Here is a 23,829-nt window from a genome sequence, read left to right as displayed (position 1 = left end):
GTTAGCGGTTATGCGCCACCGACCAGACCAGATAGAACGATTCGGCCGAAGGCAGGATTTGCGCAAGCAGGCGATTGAAGCGGGCAGCCGGTGCGGTGCCAACGTAGATTACGTCCAGCGGCTTCATGTCGAACTCGGTGGCCAGCATCATGGCGTCGACCTGTGTCATGTCCAGTCGGAAGATCTCCGGCTTGTTGTCGGCCGGCGCGTAGCTGGCTTTCTTGAAGCCCTCCTCCAGGCCATCCTGCCCATTGGAAATTTGCGTGAGCGGCGGATTGGGATGGCGGATCACGATGATTTGCCGTGGGTTCGCCCCGGCCGGCTCAATACTGCCGGCTGCGGTCAGCGCGTCAGCCAACGTCAACTGGCCTTGGTTCATGAACACCGTCTGCGGCTTGGGTACCTCACCCATCACAAACACGCGGTTCTGCGTCCGGTCCGGCACGTTCACGATGTCGCCGTTCTGTAACACGATGTTCTGCCGCATGTCGCCCCGGTTCAGGATTCGCGTCGCATCGATCGTGATCACCTTGCCGCCACGCGACACCAGCACCCGCTGCAAATCGGCGTCCGGATTGCCGCCGCCGGCACGGTTGATCGCATCGATCACCCGCATCGGCGAACCGGTCAGCGATAACTGCCCCGGATTTTTCACACCGCCGGTCACCTGTACCTGCTGGCTGCGATACTGGATCACGCGCACGTCAATCTGCGGGTCCTTCAGACGGCCCTTCAAGCGCTCATACAACAGCCGCGAGATCTGCACCGTGCTCTGCCCTAGGACCCGCACGCGGCCCAGCGACGGAAAGAAGATCGTGCCATCGGCGGCGACCCGCTGGCCCTGTGCGTCAAGCTCGCCCGGACCATTGGTACTGAATGCGCTTTGCGGCTGCTGCTGGCCGGCCCCCAAGCTGCCCATGCCTTGCAGCGTGCCCGTGTCCGGCAGCGGCGCCGTCGCCGCATTGCCGCCTTGCGTCAGCTCCGGATGCCCCCATACAGTAATGCCCAGCACGTCGTTCACCCCGACCCGGTAATCGCTCACCTCATCGGCCGGCATCGCGTGCAGGCTTGCCTCGCGCGCGCGCGCATCGGCCGCGTCCGACTCCTTCAGCTTGAAGACGAGTTCCGGCGTGATCAGGTTCACGTCGTAGGTCGTCGTATCAGTTGGTTTGCTTAGATCGTCGTGCATGCGGCTCGAGTCCAATGCCGGTCCCGGGGCCAACACACAGCCGGACAATGCCACCGTCATTACGGCAGCCATCCCCATGGGGCGCTTCAACATCTTCGTTTCTCCTTTTTGCGCAGCTGGCCGGAGCAAGCGCGCGACACGCGCGGCGTATGGCCTTGGGCGCAGATTTCTTTCCACTTCATCCAGCAGCAATGCGTCGGGCCACCGGACCGACGTGCGGCATATCGAACGGTACGGCTCAAAATGCGTTACGGCCGACAAAACCCTTCACCAGCGTGATGAAGATAATCTTAATGTCGAACCAGAATGTCCAGTTTTGTATGTAGAACAAATCAAACTTGACTCTCGCTTCCATCTTTTCCACTTTACGCGTTTCACCGCGGTAACCATTGACTTGGGCCCATCCGGTGATCCCCGGGCGGATACGGTAGCGATACATGTAGCCGTCGATCAAGTCCTTGTACAGGTTGTCGTGCTCGATGGCATGCGGCCGCGGGCCAACCACCGACATTTGGCCCAGCAGCACGTTCAGAAATTGCGGCAGCTCGTCCAGCGACGTGCGGCGCAGAAACGCGCCGACTTTGGTGATGCGCGAGTCATGACGCGAGGCCTGGCGCACCACACCATGCTGCTCCTGGTGCACACGCATCGTGCGGAATTTAAAGATTTCGAACTCCTGCCCATCGATGCCCTTGCGCTTTTGCTTGAACAGTACCGGCCCGGGAGACGAGAGCTTCACCGCGATGCCTAGCACAATGAACAGCGGCAACAAAGGCACCAGCACAGCCAAGGCAAACAACCGGTCGAACACCAACTTGGGCCACAGTTGCGGATCGGAGACCGGACTGGCCGCCAGGTTGATCGCCGGCATGCCCAACACCTCGGTAACCGACTGACTGAATAGCGTCATGCTCCGCACGTCCGGCAGAAACCTCAGGTTGACGAAATCGTGGCGAAACTCACGCACGATGCGCTGGATCGCGCGCTCATGCGACAATGGCAACGCAAGCCACATTTCATCGATGCCACCGGCACGCACGATGTTGGCAAGTTGTGCGAAGTCCGTCAGTACCGGTACGCCGCCAATGCACGCCGAAGGCACCGTGCCGCTATCGTCAAACACATACACCGGCCGAAAACCCGCTTCCGACGCCGCGTGCATCTGGTCGAGAACGGCCCGACTATAGCTTTCGGTGCCGACGATGATCACCGAACGTTGGTTCTTTCCGCTTTGCCGGACCTTGCGCAATACCGCATGGATAAACAACTTGCCCGCGAGCAGCAACGCGCCGCAGGTCAACACCGCCGTGCCCAGCCACAGGCGCGAGATGTCGTTACTGCGATGCAGCGTGAAGATGAAGCACAAGCCGAGCACGACCACCGCGAACCAGGCAAGCGTGACGCGCGATAACAATCGGTACAGTGTCTGCCCCCGCCACGAGCGGTAGATACCCAGTGGCGGGAAGACCAGCAGCGTCAATGCACACGACAGCGCCACCAGCGAGCGCTCCGCGTCAGTTAAGTCGAATGAGCCGTTGTAACGCAACGCATGCGCCAGCCATGCGCCAGCCGCAACGAGCAAGACATCCGATAGCCTTGCAACGATTCCTAGCATCGTGAATTTCTCCGCGCGAGCGCTTAGGCGGGTTGCAGCACACGCACGTAGCCGACCGTGCGCAGCGCACGTTCGTCGGCCGGCGCAACCGTGCGTGAGCGCTCCAGCGCCACGACATCGTCGGCACGCGGCAACAGCCGATCAAATTCTCGGCGAATCATGCCGTAGCACTCACATGCACGCGCCTCGAGGCCATGCCGGTCAAGTACAGTGATATGCCCGCGGCGTTGTCTTATCAAACCTGCTTCCTGCAGTTTGCCGGCCGCCTCGGTCACCCCCTCGCGACGCACCCCCAGCATGTTCGCAATCATCTGCTGGGTGACCGTCAGTTCGTCCGTGGACAAGCGGTCATGCGCCAGCAGAAGCCAGCGACAGAGTTGCTCATTGACCGAATGGTGTCTGTTGCATAGCGCACTTTGAGCGATTTGCGTCATCAGCGCCTGGATGTACAACAGCATCAGCCGATGAATACCCATCGACTTTTCAAACTCCTTTCGGAACACGCTGGCGGACACGCGGTATGCAAAACCGCTGCTGCGCACTTCGACGCGGCTGGGCATCGTACCGCCGCCGGTGAGCACTGGCACCCCGACCACGCCCTCGTTACCGATCGCCGCAACCTCGACCGTCGCGCCGTCCTCCATCAGGTACAACATCGACATCACCGCAGTCGTCGGGAAATACATGTGCCGGATCGGTTCGTCAGCATCGCAAAGCAGCTGCGAGCTCTTGACGCGAACCAGCTCGAGGTGCGGCTCGAGTGATCGCCAGTCCTCCTCGGTCAAGGCGCCAAGCAAGTGGTTCGCATGCAGATCGTCTCTGAGGTAGAGCATATTGGTGTTCCGGTTTGGCTATGCTGCGCAAACGCAGCGGGGTGTGCGTCGAATCTCGCTGATCACGATCCAAGGACAATTGCAACCGCTGCAATCTTTACCTTGACCTCGGATCCGCGACCTGTTGAACGTTTTCTGTCACGTTGCCATGTCGCCCTCTTGAGAGGACATGGCCTTAATTCAGCGAGTTGTGTGCCACTAGTTCAGAAGTCCTTGATTAATAACGGTCTACGCGTGACGCACGTAGCCGCGACACCGCTGCACCGCCCAAAAGCGTCGCATTGGTGAACAGACTAGGGGTCGCGGGACACACTCGATGTTGCATTGCGCCATCGGCGTGACCCGCCTCGGAATGTGCGCTTTACCGCTTATTCCTTTTCTGCTCGCGGGTTAAGACTCATTTGGCATAACCAAACACCCCGTCGAGGCACCGGATCGACGCTCGGGATGCGGTGCTATAGAGCACACAAAACTGTTTCAAATTTGAATTGCCAAGCCGGCGTCAGCCTATGCTCGCCACCCCACACTTCATCCGCAATCTCTTGATTATTCATAATTTTTTATTAATTTAACCAAACACCGAAATGACAAACCTTAGATTCGCGTAATAGTTACCGGTCATGGCGCAGACGTCACCCTTTTGACCAGGATCCATGGCGTCGATGTAACATCATCGACATCGAATTTACAGTTTGAAACGCGCGAACCGTGAGCGCGGCGGTACGCCGCGCAATACAGCGGGGATTAATCGGGGAGGATATCGCTCGACGGCGTGGCGTCGGAGGCGAGAGCAATTGCTGCGTTGCGGGCAGACCCCAACCCGAGCGGCGCAGCGTACAAATCGCGCAGATGCCGCGCGACACTGACATCGGTATCGTTGCGATAACCGTCCATCCCGCAGACCATCATCGCGTGGTTGACCAGCGCCAGTGCGCTTCTCGATACCCCGGTTCTCAACACCTGCATTTCGTCGACGAAGGCGAGACCCCGCGGCGGCAAGCCGCCCGGACCGCTGCTGGCCTGCTCCAGTGCGCTGCCCAGATGCGCGCGCATCATCTGCAACAGCGCATTGGCTTCGGCAAGGCGTGCGGCGCCGGGCAGCAACGCGTGCGGCGCCTCGCCTTGCCCCCTCAAGTAAGCCTGTGCTCGTTCCAATGCACTGGCAGCGATGCCGACCCATACGGCGCTGTGCAGCAATTGAATAATCGCATGAAGGTTGCCTGCGCCGTCCCGCGCTGTAGGCAGGATCTGCCCCGGCTCGCCCGTGACGACCACGCGGAATTCGTCGCTGCACAATCCTCGCATGCCAAGCGCATCCCAGCTTTCGCGCCGCTCCAGCTTGTACTGCTCCTTGGGCGCGGCGACGAATCCGTCTTCGCCCGCCGGCAGCAACAAGCCGTCTGCGTAAGCACCATATGGGATCGTCGTGCCGTCGATCACCAGTGTGAATTGCTCCGCATGGTGTTGCAGCAACACGGGCCCGGGCCCACCGGCGGCGCCCGCGACCGGGGCCGGGTCGGCCATGCCGGCAATGCCGAACAGCATTTGCTCGACGCACAGTCGCTGCAGCAATGCGCGACTGGCATCATGCGCTTCGTGATGCAGCACAAGCCACGCGACGCTCGCCTGGTGCATCGCGAACATCATCGCGCTGGATGCACAGGCGCGCGCCAATACCTCGCAGATACCTGCAACGGTCTTGAGCGATGCTCCGGCTCCACCCAGCGGCGCCGGCACCAGCGATGACATTAGGCCTGCTTCGCGCAACGCGCCCAGCGCCTCGGTTGGAAAGCGCGCGTCGCGATCGACATCGGTGGCATGCTCAGACGCGATGCACAGCAACGGCTGCAGGTGGGCATATTCGGCCGAGACCGGCCCGGACCATCGCCGCGAACTTGTGCGATCCACGCCGCCGACCCTGGCCGGCATCGCCCGCGTTGGGCCCCGCGCGATCGCTACCGCGTTCTGCCGCCCGGGCGCCACCATCATGCGGCTGCCTCGTCGGACTGGAGCTGCTTGATAGCCTGGCTCAACGAAGCAACGCTCGTAAACAACTCGCGCGTGAGCCACTCGTCCGGAATTTCGATATTAAAGGCGTTCTCGATCGCCATTAGGAGCTTGACGGTGGCCAGCGACGACATACCGGCATCGTACAGGCTGGCATCGTCGGGCAGGGACGCGATGGGCACGTCCAGGTCGGCCCATTGGGCAAGAATTTCTCGTAACTTGCTATTCATGGTGTCCCCAGGTACGGCTCGGCATCGCTACTGGGCGGCGACAGAGCCTGCCTCTTGAAGTTTCATTAATAACCGGACCGATTTAATCCGTTGAGAGGCATTGCATTCAGTACGCTTGCGAACAAAGTCGCAGCGCCGCCGGCCTGGGGACCGGGACGCGCCCGTACGACGCGTATCAGCAGCAATAGCGCGTCAATTGCGCTGCAGGGGTCTCGCGTCGTTGGCGGTGTCGTTCAATGTCTCGTCGAGCATGGTGCGGCGACCGCTGCCGGCAAGGTCGAAAACGGGGTGCCAGCTACGTTCGTCGGGGCTGGGCAGCCTATCGGCGCCGGCATGCGGGCCACCGGGAAGCCATGGATGGCACCGATGCGCACGCAGCGACGTGGCGTCAGCCCGTCTGGCCCGGCCGTCAGCGGTCGGCCCTCGGCCGGTTGCGAGCGTCAACGACACGGCGCGCGACGGCCTCGATCGGGTATCGTCCTGGCCCTGGCGCGTGCGCATGCCGTGCGCGAGCATCAGACGGTACAGCGTGGCGCGTGACACGCCGAGTTCCTGCGCGGCACCGGCAAGCCTGTTCCGATGTCGCGCGAGCGCCTCTTCGATCGCGCGGCGTTCGGCGTCCTCGCGAGCGACCGCCAACGTCGGCGCCCGTTGCTCGAGGACATCCTCCAGTTCCAGGTCCGCGGGAGTGATCGCCCGTCCCTCGGCCATCACGATCGCGCGGCGTACTCGGTTGATCAACTCGCGCACGTTGCCCGGCCACGAATAACGATACATCGCGTTGAGCGCCGCCGCAGAGAAGCCGCGTATGTGCCGCGGACTGTCGCCACGATAGCGCTCAAACATGCGCCGTGCAAGCAACTCGATATCACGACCGCGGGCGCGCAGCGGCGGTTCTTCGAGCCTGAGCACGCACAATCGATGATAGAGGTCTGAACGGAAGCGCCCTGCGCTCACCGCCGCCTCCAAGTCGACGTGCGTGGCAGAGATGATTCGCACATCCACAGAAATCGGATCGTGTCCGCCCAGGCGTTGTATAGTGCGCTCCTGCAAAAAGCGCAGCAGGCTCGCTTGGCTCTCGAGTGGAAGATCGCCGATCTCGTCCAGAAAAAGCGTCCCACCATTGGCCGCTTCGACGTAGCCGATCTTGCGCTGATTGGCGCCGGTAAACGCCCCCCGCTCGTAGCCGAATAGTTCGGATTGCAGCAGATGTGGCGGAATCGCACCACAGTTGATCGCAACGAACGGCCCCGTTGCGCGAATCGACTGGTCGTGGATCGACTTGGCCGTAAGCTCCTTGCCCGTGCCGGACTCGCCAAAAATCAACACTGGCGCGTCAGTATTGGCGACCTTGCCAATCACGCGGAACAATTGCTGCATCGCCTCGCAAGCGCCGATCATCTCGCCTTGTACACGCGGTGCGTCGTCTCCCGCATCAAGCTCGGCCATCTGGTACGCGCGTGCGACCACATCCACCACCAATTGCGCGGGGCCCGGCATCGCCACAAAGTCAAAACAATGGCTGCGCACACATTGGCGCACGTGCGCCGCCGCCAATTGCGCGGCAGTGGGCGTGGCCACCCACATCATGTCCGGGTGAAGCAGCACCGGTTCGAACTGCGCGATCGCATCGTCAAAGCCGCTGCTGACATCAAAGATGCCCACGCGTGCATCGGTGGTGTTCACCAGGCGCTCGGCCTGACGCGACGTATCGCACGTCGCGACAGTCCATCCATGTCGGTCCAGCAATCGTTGTAGCGCACGGTCCGCTGACCGCGTCACATAGACGAGCTGCCGCCTGTGTCCGCTGTTCATTCACTCTGCCCTTTATCGATAAGATAACGCGTGACGCCCTGCCACGGCGAACCTGTTCATCGTTGAGCGTACCGCCGCGTCAGTCCAACCTACGCGGCCATACCCCGAATGACGGCCCTGCCGTCATGGCGGACTGCGTACGAGACCGCTGATACGGAACCCATGGTAAGCGAGCACCGGCATCATTATGGCGTCGAAGCGTTACGGGCGCCGACGCTTTGTAAATCTTTGTATCTTCCGCATGCCCACAAAAATCCGGTATCGCATTGGCGCGTTCGCGCCGCGACGGCCCCATTTCGCGACCCCTGCAATGACCAGATTTGTTTTGGCTATGCTTGTGCATCCATCCCGGGTTACCACTCGAAACATTTCTGTCCCCCGGCATGGCCGATAAGCCAAGCATCTGTCCGAATTAGCGGCTTACGGTAGGAAAGGGAAAACGGTGCGAAGCGGCGGCACCTCACGCGAAACAGCCCGCCTGCCAGCGGGCGTTCGCATACAGACGTTCGTGCCCTGCATCCGTAAAACCCTCGGTACGCGACGGGCGCGGCGTGCCAACCAAGAACTCCGCGATGAGAACGTTATATGACATCCTGGGGGTCACGCCTCACGCAACGCCAGCCGAACTCAAGGCAGCGTGGCGGCGTGCAGCAATGAAGTGGCACCCGGACCGCAACCGCGGGCGAGAACACTATGCGCAAGCGCAATTCCAGCGGATCAACGACGCGTACGCTGCATTGACCAACCCATTGCGCCGAGCCGAATACGATCTTACCTTGCATGCCGGCGTGCGCCGTATTGCGCCGCAGTCGCACGGCAAGCATCGACCAGCGCCGCTGTGGCGGTGGAGTCAGTGGACGCGCCTGTTCCTGCGCAACGCGCGCACGGCACCACGCGCGCGTCGAGCTGTGCGACACGTGCCACGTTCGCATTGGATGGCCGGCATCGGCACGGCGATCGCCGCCGCCGTGCTGATTACCGATCTGAGCATCGACGACGCACCGCTGCGCTCAAACTTCGTGTCTCGCCAACATGGAACATATGGCAGTGGCACGCTTATCGCACCGGCCTACACAAACGGCTCAGGAGGGGGCCGACAGGACGCGCACCGGGCGCCAGGCGCACCGGCGGATGAGAACTCAGCCCCCGTCGGGCACGGCCGGCCATCACCGCATGGCAGCAGTACGGCCGGGGCTGGGGCCGGGGCTTCGGCGGCCGCGCCCGAAACCGATCCTGCACTGGCTGAAATGCATGCTGCGCTCGCTCGATTGCGCGCGCTGGCGCGTACCGCGCGCGACGATACGCCCCCAACGGAAGACACTCGTCATCCGCGCGGCAACGCTGATACGGCGGCGCCGATCCGCTCAGTACGCGGCGGCACGGCTGCGCCGCGTACGCCGCCTGCCGGCCGTCCGCAACAACCGGCCTCCTTCGTGAAACCCGCCACGTCGGTTCGCGCGCCGCGCAGACGCGGCCCGCCGACGCATTCAGTGAGAACCGCTTCCCGACTATGACTGTCGAGCCGGACGCGGCCAGGCCCGCCCATCGAACTGGCGCTAGTATCGCTGAAACGCGCGCCCCCGACCTCGCGCCCCGCCCCACCGCCCGGGCCTCGCGTGATGGGTCTGTGCGCCGCCACACGGCTATCGCGATGCGACCCGACGGCGCATCGTATGCGCCTGCCGTGCCTGCCGGAGAGCCCACTCTTGCGCTGCTGGCCGGGCTGCTTCCCAGCCAAGCCGGCACCGGACCACTTTCTACACACACGGGCAAGGGCGAAGCGGCGGCCGCTGCGCCGACGAGCGCATCGGGAGAGACCGTGGACAGCAACCCGCCCGCCCCCCGTCACGCCGCAGTCAAAACTCATGACGCAACGGCGCGCATCGCTGCATCGAACAATCGGAACGCGCAGCGTGCGCAGCCCAGCCGCCGAGCCGGCGTGGCGCGCCATGCACGGACGGCCCGCGACACACGGCGCGATCAGCAAGCCAGTGATCCATTGGATGCGTTGCGGCGGATGCTGCACGCATCATGGTGGCATGCCCCGCCGCGCCGTAACCGACTCGATAGCGGCCCACAATATAAAGGCCAGTAGAAGTAAGCCACTTGGCAAGACCCTGCACAGTCGATCCTCAATACGCAGTCGATCATCTTGGATGCGGCTGGGCGCGCATTGATTTTGGAGGCCGGATCCTATCAACACGTCATCTACGATCAATACGGCAATCTTGTTTGGGATCCAACCACTGAGGGCACCAGTGGCGAACTGATCGGCAATATAGCTGAACGTCTATGTCGCCGGATCCGGCTTTACACTTGACACGGCCACTCAGCTTACTTCGTCATCAATGCCGGGATCAACTACCAATATGTGGGTGTACTTCGATACCGGACCTCGCGCGGCGGACCGTCGCCTGGGATCTTGAATCCCTCGGGGGATTGTGATCGAGCCAATGCCACTCCTGCCGGGCATCCGTGAACACATTGCGAATCAGGCCGATGTCGCGGTTCGCCGAAGACGCCGCAACATGCCTCAGTCTCGCATCTCGCCACTCGAGAAGCTGCGATGTCCTGAAGTCGGCAAGTTTCATAGCCGCAAGCTGAGGAAAGTCGCGTGCGAACGCCTCGAAGCGCAGCTTTTCTGCAGGGGGATCGCTCTTATTCGGCAATACCTTTACGCGTATCTAGTCATCATATCTGCGACCGTGTGTAGTTCTTGATTTTTGCGTTGGTCCCGGGGACCGGACTCGAACCGGCAAGCCGTGAAGCGGCGGATTTTCTTCACACTACGCCTTTCGGCGCCGCCGGCCTCGCGATGGCCGACGTTCGTGCGCTGGACTATGCCTTCGCCATCGCGCGGTGCCGCTCGTATTACCGCGGTATCGCGCATTAGGCGCCCTCCGTCTAGTCTCTACACCTTCCTGCAAGGCCCCAGCGGGCCCCACGGGCTTGGCTCGGCGTTGCCTCGGCTCATGCGCCAGGGGGTTCGCCGAATTTGAAGGGTTCTACATCGACCGTTTCCGGCCGTGCACTCAAATTGTCAAGTCCGCTATGTTTACCAATTTCATCACCCCGGGAAAGGGCGGAGTGCATTCTACCATCCAGGCGCGCAAGAAAGAAGCCATAGTGGCGCACGAAGCCACCGCCGTGGTCAGTTGAGTGGTGGAGACCATGACCGATATCAGCGCCAACTCGACCACGTAGCCAAAATTGAATATCACTATGTCTCATCCGTTAGTCAGTAACGATCCGCAATCGACGTCCAGCATATCGCTAAGGAGATTGAAGACGTGGGCAAGAGCGAGCAGCGCGGAGTATCGAGGCCTGATGCCACGTACTCAGCTCACTCTCACGCAGAAGGGCGGCTCGTTCGAGCTGAGTGTCAAGCGCCGCGTCCGGTTCGAGGAGGAGAGGCGGGGAAATAGCTCGACTACGTCTGCCATGAACTGGTAGACGCGCTCGTGCGCGCCGACTGAGCGCTAATTGCGTCAAACACGGCTCGCACGACATGCACGGACACATCATGGTCTTACCGAATCCCATGCCACTGGCGCAGCCCCCACTTCCAAGGTACTGTTTACACTTCGCATTGCCGGGCCCACGATGAACGCGATCCGGCGGTCCATGTCGAATCGAATTTTCGGCATGGAATTGCAAAATTCCCCGGCCCGGCGTTCCGGCGATATGACCAGAATCGCACATGGAGGAGATCATGGCAAAGGATGCCCGTTATGCCGCTACCGCCTCGCAATCGAGCGAGTTCGGCTGGCTCACCCCATCGATCCAGAAATCGCACGAGCGCTCCGAAACCTATGGATTGCGCGAACTGGCGCGCCCGGACTACGACGTGCTGAGCAGCCCCGAACTTAACTTGAAGCGCGAACAGAACCGGATGCTGTGCGCACACGCGATGCCGGTGATGGAAACGTTGCATGAACAAATCGTCAACACGCAAAGCATGATTGTGCTGACGGACGCGCACGGGCTAATCCTACACTCAATCGGCGACGACGACTTCCTGGCGCGCGCCGAAAAAGTCGCGCTGCGCCCTGGCGCAAATTGGGCCGAGGACCGACAGGGCACCAATGCGATCGGCACCGCGATCGCCGAGCGCTGTCCGATCGTCGTGCATGGCAAGCAGCACTACCTGGCAGCCAATCGGTTCCTGACCTGCTCCAGCGTGCCGATCCTCGACCCATACGGCGATCTGATCGGCGTGCTGGATGTGACCGGCGACTATCGCAGCTACCATCAGCACACGATGGCGCTAGCCAGGATGTCGGTGCAAATGATCGAAAACCAGTTGTTCACCAGCACCTTCCGCGAGACGCTGCAGGTCGCCTTCCATGCGCGCAAGGAGTTCCTCGGCACGCTGATGGAAGGCATCGCCGCGTTCACCAGCGATGGCCGCTTTCTGTCCGCGAACCGCAGCGCGCAGTTTCAGCTGAACCTGCCGCTCAGTGCGCTGCGTGCACACACATTGTCCTCGCTGTTCGGCGTGAGCAGCGCGCAACTGATGGACACGGTACGCCATTGCCATGGACAGCCGGTGTCAATGAATCTGCACAACGGCGCGGTGGTGTGCGCGCGCGTCGAGTTCAAACGCGCGCCAGTCACGCCGACCGCGTCGCCGCACGAGGCCGGCGCCGAGTTGCGCGCCACGGCGCGGAGCACGGTCCGCCTGGCCCCGCCGGCGCCGGCGTCGCAATCGCGGCTAAGCCATCTCGACACCGGCGATCCGCAAGTCGCGTCGGTGATCGCCAAGGTCCGCAAGGTACTCGGCAAGGACATCCCAGTCTTGATCAACGGCGAGACGGGGACCGGCAAGGAGTTACTCGCGCAAGCCATTCACAACGATTCGCCGCGCCGCGATGGGCCGTTTATTGCCGTGAACTGTGCGTCGATTCCGGAGACACTGATCGAGTCGGAATTGTTCGGCTACGAGGAAGGCGCGTTCACTGGCGCCCGGCGCAAGGGCTCGATCGGCAAGCTGCTGCAGGCCGACGGCGGCACGTTATTTCTCGACGAGATCGGCGACATGCCGTATCCATTGCAAGTCCGGTTATTGCGTGTCTTGCAAGAGCGCGTCGTCAACCCCCTCGGATCGAGCCGCTCGATCCCGGTCGATATCGCAATCGTTTGCGCCACCCATCGCGACTTGCGGGAAATGATCGCGCAAAACCGCTTCCGTGAAGACCTGTACTACCGGCTCAATGGACTGGTCGTCAAATTGCCGCCGCTGCGTGAGCGCACCGACCTCGCAACGGTCGTGCAACGCATGCTGCAACTGGAGTCGGGGCACGGCGCCGCCAGCGCACCACCGCTGAGTGTGGACAGTGATGTGATGAAGCTGTTCGAGCAATGCACGTGGCCCGGCAACTTCCGGCAACTAGGCAATCTGCTGCGCACGGCAGCCGCGATGGTAGAAGATGACGGCGTGATCCGGCGCGAGCATCTGCCGGACGATTTCTTCGAAGACCTGCGTCCAGCACGAGGCGATGCGCGTGCCGTGGCTGTCGGCCCGGATGCCGCCTCTTTCGGCGGCCTCGCCCCATTGCCGCTGCACGCACGGCTGCAAGACGTCGAGGCCTGTGCGATCGCCGCCGCTATTGCGCGCCATGGCGGCAACGTGTCGGCCGCAGCCCGCTCGCTCGGGATATCGCGCAATACGATCTATCGCAAGATGCCCAGCGTGGCAGGTGCATCTGGTCCTTCGACCGATCATTAACGCCGCAGCGGAGCAGCTGCGCACCGCGCGCTGCTCCATTGACCTGTCCATGTTTGCCCTCACTGCGTCCGAATTATGCGATCAGTGTAGGTGGCGTGTTGCCTCATGGGATGATGTTACTGTCGTACATGAACGCCCCCGGCTTGCCAAGCTCTCAGTAGATGACGACGCGAGGTAAAGATTGCACCCGTACAATTGGGACCACTGATCACGTTCACCGAAATACGCAGTATGCTATGCCAGCAGCCTTAACTGTCGAGGGCGAAGTACGGTGTGCAGCCTCCGCTTTCTGCACGCTCGACCTCGAAGGCCGTAAGCAGCGCTGACCGAAGACAGTAGAGAGCAACGTTGTAAAAATCAAGGCGATCCAAGTATCGCGTTTTGAGCGTGGGAATGTCCAGATGTTCGCATGCGATCGTCTCCAGCAACTTGTTGAGCTTAAGCGCTACCATCGTCATTGCCTCACGCTGTGACTGATAACATACAAGGTTCCCATTCCAACTTTTTCGCTATAGCGATAGATACTATTGGTACCTATCATACGAGGCACATCATGGATACAGCTAAAATGTTTTGGACCGGCCGCTCGCAGGCCATCCGCTTGCCCAAGAACTTTCGATTTGACGCTACGAGGTTCGAACCCGTCGCCACGGCGCACAGGTCATCCTAGAACCAGTACCGAACAGTTGGGACTGGCTCGCGCCGCTTATCGGTCCGCTCGATACCGAATTTGAGAGGGCTGCTACCGAACAGCCCCTCGGGCAAACACGCGCAGCTTTAGATGTGTTCCAATGAAATACTTGCTTGGTGCGAATGCGATCATCGCAATTCTGAAAGGGAAACCAACCCTACTGACGCGACTACAAGCGCATACCCCCAAGGACTTTGGCTTACCACCAATCGTCGCTCATGAACTATTCTACGGTGCTTATAAAAGCCAGCATATCGATGCCAATCTCGCACGTATTGAAGCGTTGCAGTTAGAGACGCTGGCGTTTGATCGAGAGAATGCGCAGCATGCCGGCGAAATTCGCGCACAGCTTGCAGCCGCAAGCCCCCCATTGGCCCCTACGATATGTTAATCGCCGGTCAGGCCCGCGCACGAAACCTCGTATTACACGTAACATGCGAGAGTTCATGCGTATACCGAGCCTTATGATAGAAGATTGAGAGAGCTGATGCATGGTGACCTGCCTGAAGTCGCCAGTGATGTGCGCAGCGCCGACGCTAAACGGATGCTCGAAGTAGAAACTCAGCACGGCCAGACCAAGACCTGGGCAAAGCTCTTGGCTTTTTATCCAGGAAAACTGCCCACACTGCGAGACGCCATTGTAAAAATCGGCGCGTGGACTTTCAGCATTCAGACGCGCGCGTAGCACGCATTTTCCGATCCGATTGTTTTCTTTACATCTAAAAACCGGGTGACGGCGACTTATCGTCGGACCGGTGATCCTCACGCAGACCGAGCACATCAAGGTATGCGTCGAGAGCACGCTGAACCGACGCAGCGACCAACCGCGTAATGCCACTGTAATCGCCTGTCACGCACGCCTCATCCAATGAGTCGTAGTAAGCAAGGCGATCCTCTTTACGGATAACGGCAGGTGGATAGCCAAACTTCATCAACTCGAAGTTTAGCAACAGTCGCCCCGTTCTGCCGTTACCGTCCACAAACGGGTGGATCTTTACAAACCGTGTATGCAGCTCGGCCGCACGCGTGACAGGATGCACCGTCTGCGCTTGCGCGTGCCAGTCAATGAGCGCGGCCATTTCGGCCGGCAGATGCAGGAAGTCCGGCGGCGTCGTGCTAGCGCCTGCAATTACCACGTTCTCATGGCGATACTGGCCGGCCTCTTTGTCATCGATCCCTTTCAGCACTAGGCCGTGAATGTTGCGAATCTGCCATTCGGACAGCGCCTCGTTCTTCGCGACGATCTCCTCGACGTAGAGAATCGCGTCGCGATGGTTCGTGGCCTCGAAGTGCTCGCGCAGCGACTTGCCCCCCACCGTAATGCCTTCCAGTACCACTTTCGTCTCGCGCAATGTTAGCGTGTTGCCTTCGATTGCGTTCGAGTGGTACGTCCATTCCAACATCAGCTTTTCGCGCAGCGATGCGACCGTATGCGGCGGCAGTGGACGCGCCGCATCAAGCTCCGCCTTGGCGACGTTAACAGCTTCCAGCATAGGCTGTAGAGACGAATCCATCACTTTCTCTCATCACAATTTTTGACCTGCCACGCCTGCACGCGAAATCTTACAGTTTGTAGCGCCGACGGGCTTCATACCCATGACATGAATGCCGCAGGCTTCGCTCTTTCTGACGTCAAGGCTTGAGTGCGAGTCTAACGTTCGAGTCGCGAAGCGACGCCTCGGCCTGCTCGGCACTGACATTGCGTAACGAGCTGCTATTTTCCATTACCACTGAGCCGCCTGGCGATACGCGTTTTCGCGCCCGCTCTCATACAGCCGCTCGTCTGCCTTATGATGCTCGATCCAGGCACGCCAGCCGTTCTTGTTGATGACGGAAGCACCTTACATCGCAGACTAGCGCGCTTGCGGATTGTTCGCGTCGCCGACCTACCGCTGCGTGTTGCCCAGCGCGTACATCCGGTTCCAGAACTCGTTGCTCATCGCGTTTTCCTCACTCGATAATCGCCTGAAACCGAGCCAGCGCGTCCTCAACCACTTCAACCGGTGCACGTTCGACCTTACGCGCGCCGCGCGCCTCCAAGTCGAGCATACGCGCCATGTTGACGAGCGCAACACCTTGCGTCTCAGCTCCAGAACCGCAAAGCGGTACGGCGAAGCCAGCAAAGCGAGCCAATTCGCCGCCCTGGGTGATCGGGGCAACGAGCGCCACGCCTAAGGCGTTGAACGCCGCCGGAGATAGAACGAGCGCCAGGCGAAAATCGCCTTGCTGCTCTCGCCCCACAGTCGGATTCAGGCTCACGCCCACGATATCGCCGCGCTCGAACTTGACCCGCCTCACCATGCTTCACGTCCCACCGATTTGACCTCGCCCCATGCCGCCATGTCGCCCGGAAAAACCGCCTTCGTGTCGCACTGGGCAACAAGATCGTCCAGCAAATACTTGCGGCGGGTCGGGGTCAGCATCACGCCATCCGGGCGCACGTCGGCGTTGAGCGAACTGCCGACCGACGCGTTGATCTGTTCAAGCAGCACACTCGGCAAACGAACTGCAGCGCTATTGCCCCATTTTTGAATCTTGAGTTCCATCACGACCTCCTAATGTTTATCCATTGTAGAAACACGCAACAAGATTGGCAAGCACTTTGCATCTTCAATGAAGATACCGGAAGCGCTGCGTCAAGACAGGGCCAGGCTAGTAGTAGTTCTCGGCTTTGGCCTCATTGGCAAACGAAGTCCAATTTGCCCGCACCGGACGCAGCAAGATCATGCTTCCTTCCCGCCGGATTTCCAGTTCCGTGACGCCCTCAACTTGCATATCCTTGGGAATGCGGATCGTCTGATTCGCATTGTTTTTTAAATAGACACAGTACGCATGGTCTGCACAGCGACCTGATACGGCACGCTGTGATAGCATCGTGTTATTTTCTTCATTCTCCGTTCTCCGGTCGAGCCCCGCCATGCGCGTGTCCCTGTTCCCGATGCGTTTGCGACGTCGCCACACCACGCGCGTGGCGACAGACGCGCGCGCGATCCGGACGGACCGACCCGGTACCGACCTGCTCCGATACATTGCCGCGGCGCCGCTTTCATCGGCCCGGCACTCGCACTAAGCGGCTCCTGTTTCAGCCGCTGCCTGGGCGGGTACCGGGCGCACCAACTATTTGACTTTTCGTTGCGTTGGAGAAACGAGATGAAGACCTGCTATTTGACAGAAACCGACGTCGGCCGACTCGAGCGCCATGCGGCAAAAGCGAGCCCACAATCCGGCTACCAGGCGATGCTCGATGCCCTGCTCGAGCGCGCGGCCGTGGTCGAGGCCACCGACATCGACCCGAGCGTCGTCACGATGAATTCGACTGTAACGCTGTCGAATCCGTCGTCCGGCGAACGCATGACGTGGACCGTCGTCTACCCGCCGAATGCCGACTTCTCGCAAGGACGGTTGAACGTGTTCTCGCCGGTCGGCCTCGCGCTGCTCGGCGCGAGGCCGGGCGACGAATTGCGCGTAACGCCCCCTAGCGGGGCACCGCAAATGCTAAAGGTCGAGCAGATCGTGTTCCAGCCCGAGGCGGCTGGCGATTATCGGCTTTGACCACATGGCCGCACCGGTCTGGCGGCGTGGCCGTGCCACCGAGTGTGGCCATGCCGCCGGATGTGACCATGCCGTCAGGTGTGGCCGTGCCGTCGTCAGGCGCGCCGTGCGGTCAGCCGCCGAGATACGCGTTTTTGACGCGTTCGTTGACCAGCAGATTCGCGCCGGTATCGGCCAGTATCACGCGGCCGGTTTCCAATACGTAGCCGCGATCGGCCACCTGCAGTGCCTTGTTCGCGTTCTGCTCGACCAGAAACACCGTCACGCCCTCGTCGCGAATCGCGCGAATAATATTGAAGATCTGTGCGATCACCAGTGGCGCGAGCCCGAGCGTGGGCTCATCCAGTAACAGCAAGCGGGGCCGGCTCATTAGCGCGCGCCCGATAGCCAGCATTTGCTGCTCGCCACCCGACATCGTGCCCGCGCGCTGGTGCATGCGGCGCTCCAGTTGTGGAAAGAGCTTGTACACGTGCGCAAGCCCTGCGTCGATCTCATGCCGACTCGCGAAGAAGCCTCCCATCTTCAGATTTTCGAGGACGGTCAGGCTCGGAAACACGCGCCTTCCTTCTGGCGAAATCGCCAGTCCCATACGCATAATCTCGTGCGTGGGCAGTGCCGTGATGTCCTGCCCATCGAACAGCACCCGTCCACTTGATGCCCGTGGCGTGCCGCATACGGTCATCATCAACGTTGTCTTACCCGCCCCGTTGCTACCGATCAGCGTGACGATCTCGCCGCGCCGGACCTCCAGCGACACCCCCGAGAGCGCCTCGATTGCGCCGTAGTGCGTGTGCACCTGCTCCAGCCTGAGCATCACTCCTCTCCCAGATAGGCCTTGATCACGCGCTCGTCATTGCGCACTTCGTCCGGGCGGCCGGTCACGATCGGCCGGCCGTGCTCCATCACCAAAATGCGGTCCGACACGTTCATCACCAGCCCCATGTCGTGCTCAATGAGTAGGACCGCCACGCCGAATTCCCGGCGCAGCCCGTCTATCAGCTGTTGCAATTCGATCTTCTCTTGCGGGTTGAGCCCCGCAGCCGGCTCGTCGAGCATCAGCAAGCGCGGCCCGGTGATCATGCAGCGCGCAATCTCCAAGCGCCGCTGGTGACCGTACGACAGTGTGCCCGCAGCCCGGTTAGCCACCGCACTCAATCCCATGCGCTCGAGCCAGCGCGCCGCACGCGCTAGTGCATCGCGCTGCGCGCGCCGATATGCCGGCGTGGCCAGCAACCCGCGCAACAGTCCGCTTTGTGTCAACCGGTGCTGCGCGACTAGCAAGTTCTCGACCACCGTCAACGACTTGAACAGTCGGATGTTTTGGAACGTGCGCACCAGCCCACGTTGCGCAATGAGGTGACTGCTGAGCCCCGCGATCGATTCGCCATCCAGCGCGATCCGCCCGCTCGAGGGCCGATAGAATCCGCCCACACAATTGAACACCGTCGTCTTACCCGCGCCGTTCGGCCCGATGATCGCGAACACTTCCTCGCGCCGCACGTCGAACGCGACGCCATCGACCGCGAGCAGCCCGCCAAAGCGCATTTGCAGGCCCGATACTTCCAATAGCGCGGCGCTCATCGTGGCAACTCCACGTGTACGCGGCTAGCCGGCAACAATCCTTGAGGACGCCACATCATCATCAGCACCATCACCAGGCCAAACAGCAGCATCCGGTATTCCGCCAGCCCACGGGCGAGCTCCGGAAGCACCGTCAGCACAATCGCGGCAAGGATCACGCCAAGTTGCGAGCCCATCCCACCCAGCACCACGATCGCCAGGATCAGGGCGGACTCGATGAACGTGAACGACTCCGGATTAACCAGCCCTTGGCGCGCCGCGAAGAACGCACCGGCGAGCCCGGCGAACGACGCCCCGAGCGTAAAAGCCGACAGCTTGATGCGCGTGGGATTCAGCCCGAGCGAGCGGCATGCAATCTCGTCCTCACGCAGGGCTTCCCATGCCCGCCCCATCGGCATGCGGATCAGGCGGCTTGTCACGAACAGCGTGAGGCCCGCCAGCAGCAGCGCCAGTAGGTACAGAAAGATCACCATGTGCTCGCCGCGGTACGCCAGGCCCAGCACTTCATGAAAAGTGCGCGTGCCTTCCACGCTGGCGCTGCGCGCCATCTCTAAGCCGAACACGGTCGGCTTCGGCATACCGGAGATACCATCCGGACCACCGGTCAGGCTGGTCAAGTTATTGGCCAGCAACCGGATGATCTCGCCAAAGCCCAGCGTGACAATCGCTAGATAGTCACCGCGCAAGCGCAGCACTGGGAAGCCGAGCAGGAAGCCCATGATCGCCGATGCACCGGCCGACAGCGGTAGACATTGCCAGAACGACAACCCGAAGTAGTGATTCAGCATCGCATACGTGTAGCCACCCACCGCGTAGAAGCCCACGTAGCCCAGGTCGAGCAATCCCGCGAAGCCCACCACAATGTTCAGCCCGAGCCCCAGAATCACGTAGATGAGCGCCAGCGTAGCGATGTCTACCGCACCGCGCGAGCCGAAAAACGGCCAGACCAACCCCACGCCGAACAGCGCCCAGACCAGCCGCCGCTGGTGCCGTGCACTGAGCGGCGGCAACGTCGGCAGCCGCACGCCGTGCGTGGCGCGCGCGAGCAGCGGCTTGCACAGCTGGAACACGAATACCGCGCCCACCGCGAGCCACACCGGCCGCCAGTGAGGCTCAAGCACCACTTGATAGCCTTCAAGGCGCAGCCGCAGGCCCAGCACCGGCACCGTCAGCAATGCTGTGAGCAGCGCCGCAAGCGCGGCATGCTTGACCGTCTGCATGCCGACCGTCGTTTGATATGCGCCCATGGTCGTCCTCATACCTTTTCCACGTCGAGCCTACCCAACAAGCCGGTCGGCCGGAACAGCAGAATTAGCACCAACAGCCCGAAGGCCACCACATCCTTGTATTCGGCTGGCATGTAGCCCGACGCGAACGTCTCGGCCAGTCCCAGCAGCACGCCGCCAAGCATCGCGCCCGGAATGCTGCCAATGCCGCCGAGCACCGCCGCAGTAAACGCCTTAATGCCGGCCGCGAACCCGATGTACGGATTCAGCTTGCCGATCGACAAGCCAATCAGCACGCCGCCCACCGCCGCGAGCATCGCCCCCAGCACGAACGTAAATGAAATGACCCGGTTCGTGTCGATGCCAAGCAAGTTCGCCATTTGCATGTCCTGCGCGCACGCGCGGCAGGCACGGCCCATTCTCGAGTGCCCAATGAATAACGTGAGTGCGATCATCAGCACGAGCGTCACGCCGACGATGACCAGGCGCGAGTACGGCAGTGTCACGTCGAAGCCGTCGCCGAACTGGAATTCGAGCGCGCCGGAGATGAGCACCGGCACCGACAGGTCGCGCGATCCCTGACCGACCTGCACGTAGTTCTGCAAAAAGATCGACATGCCGATCGCCGAGATCAACGGCACCAGCCGCGGTCCGCCGCGCAACGGGCGGTATGCGACGCGCTCGATTGCGTAGCCGTACGCGCCGGTCACCACCACCGACACCACTAGCGCCACGCCGAGTACGAGCAGCAGCGGATAACCTGCTTGCACGCCGATCGCCGTGAGCGCGACCAGCCCCACGTACGCGCCGATCATATAAATCTCGCCGTGCGCAAAGTTGATCATGCCGATGATGCCGTACACCATCGAATAGCCAATCGCGATCAGTGCATAGATTGCGCCCAGCGTCAAGCCGTTGACCAACTGCTGGGCGAATTGAGGAAAAAAGTCGTTCATGCGGGAGTCCCCGTGGGTGCCGGCACGGCATTGCCCCACATCGCGCCACGCATCAGACGCAGTGCGGCAGTGACACGTGCTAACGCGCAAGTATGCCGCTCGCAGAGCCGGCATGCAGCCGGTGTGGGCCCCGAGGCGGCGTAGGCGGATCAGTTCGCGACAGTCTTGCTCGCATCCTTGTGCCAGGTGTAGACCACGAACTTGAACGACTTCAAATCGCCCTGCGCGTCATAGGCCACCTTGCCGATTGGCGTGCTGAACGTATGCTGGTGCAAGTACGCGGCCACCTTCGCCGGATCCGTCGACTTGCTTCCCGTGATCGCTTGGGCAATCACCTGCACCGCCGCGTAGGCGGGCATCTGAAACGGCCCGTTCGCGTCACGCTTCTTGTCCGCAAACGCCTTGACCAGTGCCGCGTTGGCCGGATCCGCCGTGAAGTCTGCCGGCAACGTCACCAGCATCCCTTCCGAGGCCGGCCCCGCAATCGCCGTCACGTCCTTGTTCCCCACCCCTTCCGGTCCCATGAACGTAGCCTTCACCCCCTGCTCGCGCGCCTGCCTCAACAACAGCCCCATCTCCGGGTGGTACCCGCCAAAGTACACGAAGTCCACCCCCTGCGACTTGAGTTTCGTGACGATCGCCGAGTAATCCGAATCACCCGCGTTCAGCCCCTCGAAAATCATCACTGGAATCTTGGCCGCCTCCAGGCCCTTCTTCACCGACGTCGCGATCCCTTGCCCGTACGACTGCTTGTCGTGCAGCACCGCCACCTTCTTCGGCTTTACATGCCCGATGATGTACTGCGCCGCCACCGGCCCCTGCTGGTCGTCTCGCCCGATCGTGCGAAAAATGAAGTGCCGTTTCTTGCCCTCGGTCAGCTGCGGCGCCGTCGCCGACGGCGTCACCATCACGGTCCCCTCGTTCTCATAGATATCCGAGGCTGGAATCGTCGAACCCGAGCACACGTGCCCGATCACGTACTTAATGTGCTGGCTCACCACCTTGTTGGCCACCGCCACCGCCTGCTTCGGTTCACACGCGTCGTCCAGCAACACCGCCTCCAGCTTGTTGCCCCCGGCTCCTCCCGCCGCGTTGATCTGCTCAATCGCCGTCAGCGCGCCGGCCTTGACCATGTCGCCGTACTGCGCCACCGAACCGCTCATCGGTCCCGCAATGGCAATCTGCACCGTCTCCGCGTGCGCCGCCGCGCTTAGAGCAAAACAGGTAACCGCAAAGCAGATAGAGGAAAGACGTGACAGCATGTTCAGGGCGCTCCTCGATTGTAGGTATCAGTCATTCGGCAAACGAAATGACTTGCGCAATCGAACAATACCCGCAGCGGGACGCGATTGGCGTCCGTCGATGGGACTCGGGCCTGCGATGAAGACAGCTTGCGCGGGACCCGACGTGCGACCGCCTCCAAGTTGGAGGCCTAGGTTCGGAAAGACAACGTGCGTCTTGTATTGCGCAAGCGATTCGCCTGCCCCGCTCACCACGCTCGCGCACCGGAGGTTGTTCCAGCTGCGGCCGGCAAAGCTGGGGCAATTATAGGAGCGTTTTTCGGTTGTCAGGTAGAAAACCTTCGGAGAAAAGTTAGAATACTTGCCCCACGGACTTTCCCTCCCAGGGTGCGCGACGCGTGGCGCGATGCTCGCCTCGCGCCCGTGTTCGGAACACATTGGTGGCACGATCGATATCGTCCTCTAGGCGGGGTTCAAAGCGCTTGGTCCGCTCGCAATGCGGCACGCCAAGACCACCCGGACCGGCGCATCACGCCGGCCGAAATGGCCGCCAGCGGATCGTGCGCGTCGTCGCCGAAGCCCCCGGACAGCGCACGATGATCGAATCGATCGATGAAACAGGGCGAACGTTGAGGAGCACGGTCAAATGGATCAACCTGTCCGGCCTGGGTCAGCAGCTGTTTTGACATCGAGCGCAGGTAGACATGCCTGCGCTCGGCGCGGCGTCACGCGGCGTTCACCGCGTCCTTGAACGCCTTGCCGGGGATGAACTTGACGGTCTTGGCTGCGTCGATCTGCATTTGCGCCCCCGTTGCCGGATTGCGGCCGATACGCGCTGCCCGGGCGCCCGTGCCGAACATGCCGAATCCGATCAATTGCACGGCTTCGCCGTTGACAACCGTCGTGGTCACGGTACCGATGATCGCACCTTGTCCATCCGACCTGGCACGACTGCGTGTAGAAACGAGCGCCGCACTTGCGACAGTGGCACCTCGGTTGGCCAGGAGGTCGGCGGTGCTCCCGCGGTGGTATCGCCGTTAATGAGCGACCGGTGCAAGGCACACGCGGCATCTACTGAGTCGGACCTGAACAATCCGTCCAGGCTTATGCAACAAGGCTGGGAAGCTGAAAAGGTATTGTGGGAATTGCAAGAGGCAGGCATATT

The 23,829-nt window shown here is 61.4% G+C and carries 22 protein-coding genes and 2 pseudogenes; 6 read left to right on the top strand and 18 right to left on the bottom strand.

Features of this window, described 5'->3' with window-relative positions:
* Position 1: 1 nt before the first annotated feature.
* From B0B13_RS02605 to B0B13_RS02580, 6 genes and pseudogenes are all read right to left on the bottom strand, one after another.
* Complete coding sequence (locus B0B13_RS02605; RefSeq protein ID WP_076794562.1) at positions 2–1,282, bottom strand: polysaccharide biosynthesis/export family protein; 1,281 nt, start codon at positions 1,280–1,282, stop codon at positions 2–4.
* A gap of 145 nt (positions 1,283–1,427) precedes the next feature.
* On the bottom strand, positions 1,428–2,804 hold the full coding sequence (locus B0B13_RS02600; protein ID WP_076794208.1) for an undecaprenyl-phosphate glucose phosphotransferase: 1,377 nt from the start codon (positions 2,802–2,804) through the stop codon (positions 1,428–1,430).
* 23 nt (positions 2,805–2,827) lie between these two features.
* Positions 2,828–3,637: a Crp/Fnr family transcriptional regulator gene (locus B0B13_RS02595; protein ID WP_076788029.1), complete on the bottom strand. Its 810-nt coding sequence runs from the start codon at positions 3,635–3,637 to the stop codon at positions 2,828–2,830.
* Positions 3,638–4,381: 744 nt separating this feature from the next.
* The gene (locus B0B13_RS02590; RefSeq protein ID WP_076794207.1) at positions 4,382–5,626 is read right to left on the bottom strand and encodes an acyl-CoA dehydrogenase family protein; all 1,245 of its coding nucleotides are present in this window, start codon (positions 5,624–5,626) and stop codon (positions 4,382–4,384) included.
* Positions 5,623–5,874 (bottom strand): acyl carrier protein, encoded by a 252-nt coding sequence (locus B0B13_RS02585; protein ID WP_076788027.1) that lies wholly within the window; start codon positions 5,872–5,874, stop codon positions 5,623–5,625. Before B0B13_RS02585 ends, B0B13_RS02590 begins: the two co-directional genes overlap by 4 nt.
* A gap of 480 nt (positions 5,875–6,354) precedes the next feature.
* Positions 6,355–7,689, bottom strand: a pseudogene (locus B0B13_RS02580) (sigma-54 dependent transcriptional regulator); the annotation flags it as partial.
* A gap of 572 nt (positions 7,690–8,261) precedes the next feature.
* On the opposite strand from B0B13_RS02580, the gene B0B13_RS18960 reads away from it, so the two are divergent.
* From B0B13_RS18960 to B0B13_RS02560, 3 genes are all read left to right on the top strand, one after another.
* Positions 8,262–9,203: a J domain-containing protein gene (locus B0B13_RS18960; protein ID WP_076794204.1), complete on the top strand. Its 942-nt coding sequence runs from the start codon at positions 8,262–8,264 to the stop codon at positions 9,201–9,203.
* 137 nt (positions 9,204–9,340) lie between these two features.
* Entirely contained in the window at positions 9,341–9,784 is a 444-nt protein-coding gene (locus B0B13_RS02570) for a hypothetical protein (protein ID WP_076794203.1), read from the top strand.
* Positions 9,785–11,401: 1,617 nt separating this feature from the next.
* Positions 11,402–13,417 carry a sigma-54-dependent Fis family transcriptional regulator gene (locus B0B13_RS02560; RefSeq protein WP_076794559.1) on the top strand — a complete coding sequence of 672 codons (2,016 nt, stop codon included), beginning with the start codon at positions 11,402–11,404 and terminating at the stop codon, positions 13,415–13,417.
* Between the two features lie 248 nt (positions 13,418–13,665).
* Here B0B13_RS02560 and B0B13_RS19935 read toward each other — a convergent pair whose 3' ends face one another.
* Positions 13,666–13,869: a DUF6900 domain-containing protein gene (locus B0B13_RS19935; protein WP_076794199.1), complete on the bottom strand. Its 204-nt coding sequence runs from the start codon at positions 13,867–13,869 to the stop codon at positions 13,666–13,668.
* Between the two features lie 339 nt (positions 13,870–14,208).
* On the opposite strand from B0B13_RS19935, the gene B0B13_RS02545 reads away from it, so the two are divergent.
* A complete protein-coding gene (locus B0B13_RS02545; protein WP_235091510.1) occupies positions 14,209–14,499 on the top strand; it encodes a PIN domain-containing protein in 291 nt (96 codons plus the stop codon).
* A 96-nt stretch (positions 14,500–14,595) separates the two neighbouring features.
* Positions 14,596–14,793 carry a hypothetical protein gene (locus B0B13_RS02540; RefSeq protein WP_076788019.1) on the top strand — a complete coding sequence of 66 codons (198 nt, stop codon included), beginning with the start codon at positions 14,596–14,598 and terminating at the stop codon, positions 14,791–14,793.
* Positions 14,794–14,827: 34 nt separating this feature from the next.
* On the opposite strand, the gene B0B13_RS02535 is transcribed toward B0B13_RS02540, so the two are convergent.
* The 4 genes and pseudogenes from B0B13_RS02535 to B0B13_RS02520 all read right to left on the bottom strand — a co-directional run.
* The gene (locus B0B13_RS02535; RefSeq protein ID WP_076794197.1) at positions 14,828–15,622 is read right to left on the bottom strand and encodes a Fic family protein; all 795 of its coding nucleotides are present in this window, start codon (positions 15,620–15,622) and stop codon (positions 14,828–14,830) included.
* Positions 15,623–16,058: 436 nt separating this feature from the next.
* The gene (locus tag B0B13_RS02530; protein WP_076794196.1) at positions 16,059–16,409 is read right to left on the bottom strand and encodes a type II toxin-antitoxin system ChpB family toxin; all 351 of its coding nucleotides are present in this window, start codon (positions 16,407–16,409) and stop codon (positions 16,059–16,061) included.
* Positions 16,403–16,654, bottom strand: a complete 252-nt coding sequence (locus B0B13_RS02525) for an AbrB/MazE/SpoVT family DNA-binding domain-containing protein (RefSeq protein ID WP_076788016.1) — start codon at positions 16,652–16,654, stop codon at positions 16,403–16,405. The genes B0B13_RS02530 and B0B13_RS02525 overlap by 7 nt, the downstream gene beginning before the upstream one ends.
* A gap of 118 nt (positions 16,655–16,772) precedes the next feature.
* Positions 16,773–16,942, bottom strand: a pseudogene (locus B0B13_RS02520) (AbrB/MazE/SpoVT family DNA-binding domain-containing protein); the annotation flags it as partial.
* Positions 16,943–17,258: 316 nt separating this feature from the next.
* On the opposite strand from B0B13_RS02520, the gene B0B13_RS02515 reads away from it, so the two are divergent.
* A complete protein-coding gene (locus B0B13_RS02515; protein ID WP_076794194.1) occupies positions 17,259–17,660 on the top strand; it encodes a GreA/GreB family elongation factor in 402 nt (133 codons plus the stop codon).
* A gap of 112 nt (positions 17,661–17,772) precedes the next feature.
* On the opposite strand, the gene B0B13_RS02510 is transcribed toward B0B13_RS02515, so the two are convergent.
* The 7 genes from B0B13_RS02510 to B0B13_RS02480 form a co-directional block, all read right to left on the bottom strand.
* Positions 17,773–18,474 (bottom strand): ABC transporter ATP-binding protein, encoded by a 702-nt coding sequence (locus B0B13_RS02510; RefSeq protein ID WP_076788604.1) that lies wholly within the window; start codon positions 18,472–18,474, stop codon positions 17,773–17,775.
* A complete protein-coding gene (livG, locus tag B0B13_RS02505; RefSeq protein WP_076794192.1) occupies positions 18,474–19,241 on the bottom strand; it encodes a high-affinity branched-chain amino acid ABC transporter ATP-binding protein LivG in 768 nt (255 codons plus the stop codon). Before livG ends, B0B13_RS02510 begins: the two co-directional genes overlap by 1 nt.
* Positions 19,238–20,488 carry a high-affinity branched-chain amino acid ABC transporter permease LivM gene (locus B0B13_RS02500; RefSeq protein ID WP_370643252.1) on the bottom strand — a complete coding sequence of 417 codons (1,251 nt, stop codon included), beginning with the start codon at positions 20,486–20,488 and terminating at the stop codon, positions 19,238–19,240. The genes livG and B0B13_RS02500 overlap by 4 nt, the downstream gene beginning before the upstream one ends.
* Positions 20,489–20,496: 8 nt before the next feature.
* Positions 20,497–21,423: a high-affinity branched-chain amino acid ABC transporter permease LivH gene (gene livH, locus B0B13_RS02495; RefSeq protein ID WP_076794189.1), complete on the bottom strand. Its 927-nt coding sequence runs from the start codon at positions 21,421–21,423 to the stop codon at positions 20,497–20,499.
* Positions 21,424–21,572: 149 nt separating this feature from the next.
* The gene (locus tag B0B13_RS02490) at positions 21,573–22,685 is read right to left on the bottom strand and encodes a branched-chain amino acid ABC transporter substrate-binding protein (RefSeq protein WP_076794188.1); all 1,113 of its coding nucleotides are present in this window, start codon (positions 22,683–22,685) and stop codon (positions 21,573–21,575) included.
* A 452-nt stretch (positions 22,686–23,137) separates the two neighbouring features.
* Positions 23,138–23,353, bottom strand: a complete 216-nt coding sequence (locus B0B13_RS18175; RefSeq protein ID WP_170872334.1) for a hypothetical protein — start codon at positions 23,351–23,353, stop codon at positions 23,138–23,140.
* Between the two features lie 36 nt (positions 23,354–23,389).
* A complete protein-coding gene (locus B0B13_RS02480; protein ID WP_076794184.1) occupies positions 23,390–23,668 on the bottom strand; it encodes an HU family DNA-binding protein in 279 nt (92 codons plus the stop codon).
* Positions 23,669–23,829 lie beyond the last annotated feature (161 nt).

This window comes from Burkholderia sp. b14, assembly GCF_900156195.1.
Taxonomy (GTDB): Bacteria; Pseudomonadota; Gammaproteobacteria; order Burkholderiales; family Burkholderiaceae; genus Mycetohabitans.
The sequence above is the reverse complement of the archived record's forward strand: the minus strand, read 5'-3'. Positions and strand labels throughout refer to the sequence as shown.

Coding starts and splice junctions, on each gene's coding strand:
- B0B13_RS02605 (WP_076794562.1), bottom strand. CDS start 1,282: ATGTTGAAGCGCCCCATGGGGATGGCTGCCGTAATGACGGTGGCATTG.
- B0B13_RS02600 (WP_076794208.1), bottom strand. CDS start 2,804: ATGCTAGGAATCGTTGCAAGGCTATCGGATGTCTTGCTCGTTGCGGCT.
- B0B13_RS02595 (WP_076788029.1), bottom strand. CDS start 3,637: ATGCTCTACCTCAGAGACGATCTGCATGCGAACCACTTGCTTGGCGCC.
- B0B13_RS02590 (WP_076794207.1), bottom strand. CDS start 5,626: ATGATGGTGGCGCCCGGGCGGCAGAACGCGGTAGCGATCGCGCGGGGC.
- B0B13_RS02585 (WP_076788027.1), bottom strand. CDS start 5,874: ATGAATAGCAAGTTACGAGAAATTCTTGCCCAATGGGCCGACCTGGAC.
- B0B13_RS18960 (WP_076794204.1), top strand. CDS start 8,262: ATGAGAACGTTATATGACATCCTGGGGGTCACGCCTCACGCAACGCCA.
- B0B13_RS02570 (WP_076794203.1), top strand. CDS start 9,341: ATGCGACCCGACGGCGCATCGTATGCGCCTGCCGTGCCTGCCGGAGAG.
- B0B13_RS02560 (WP_076794559.1), top strand. CDS start 11,402: ATGGCAAAGGATGCCCGTTATGCCGCTACCGCCTCGCAATCGAGCGAG.
- B0B13_RS19935 (WP_076794199.1), bottom strand. CDS start 13,869: ATGGTAGCGCTTAAGCTCAACAAGTTGCTGGAGACGATCGCATGCGAA.
- B0B13_RS02545 (WP_235091510.1), top strand. CDS start 14,209: ATGAAATACTTGCTTGGTGCGAATGCGATCATCGCAATTCTGAAAGGG.
- B0B13_RS02540 (WP_076788019.1), top strand. CDS start 14,596: ATGCATGGTGACCTGCCTGAAGTCGCCAGTGATGTGCGCAGCGCCGAC.
- B0B13_RS02535 (WP_076794197.1), bottom strand. CDS start 15,622: ATGGATTCGTCTCTACAGCCTATGCTGGAAGCTGTTAACGTCGCCAAG.
- B0B13_RS02530 (WP_076794196.1), bottom strand. CDS start 16,409: ATGGTGAGGCGGGTCAAGTTCGAGCGCGGCGATATCGTGGGCGTGAGC.
- B0B13_RS02525 (WP_076788016.1), bottom strand. CDS start 16,654: ATGGAACTCAAGATTCAAAAATGGGGCAATAGCGCTGCAGTTCGTTTG.
- B0B13_RS02515 (WP_076794194.1), top strand. CDS start 17,259: ATGAAGACCTGCTATTTGACAGAAACCGACGTCGGCCGACTCGAGCGC.
- B0B13_RS02510 (WP_076788604.1), bottom strand. CDS start 18,474: ATGCTCAGGCTGGAGCAGGTGCACACGCACTACGGCGCAATCGAGGCG.
- livG (WP_076794192.1), bottom strand. CDS start 19,241: ATGAGCGCCGCGCTATTGGAAGTATCGGGCCTGCAAATGCGCTTTGGC.
- B0B13_RS02500 (WP_370643252.1), bottom strand. CDS start 20,488: ATGGGCGCATATCAAACGACGGTCGGCATGCAGACGGTCAAGCATGCC.
- livH (WP_076794189.1), bottom strand. CDS start 21,423: ATGAACGACTTTTTTCCTCAATTCGCCCAGCAGTTGGTCAACGGCTTG.
- B0B13_RS02490 (WP_076794188.1), bottom strand. CDS start 22,685: ATGCTGTCACGTCTTTCCTCTATCTGCTTTGCGGTTACCTGTTTTGCT.
- B0B13_RS18175 (WP_170872334.1), bottom strand. CDS start 23,353: ATGTCAAAACAGCTGCTGACCCAGGCCGGACAGGTTGATCCATTTGAC.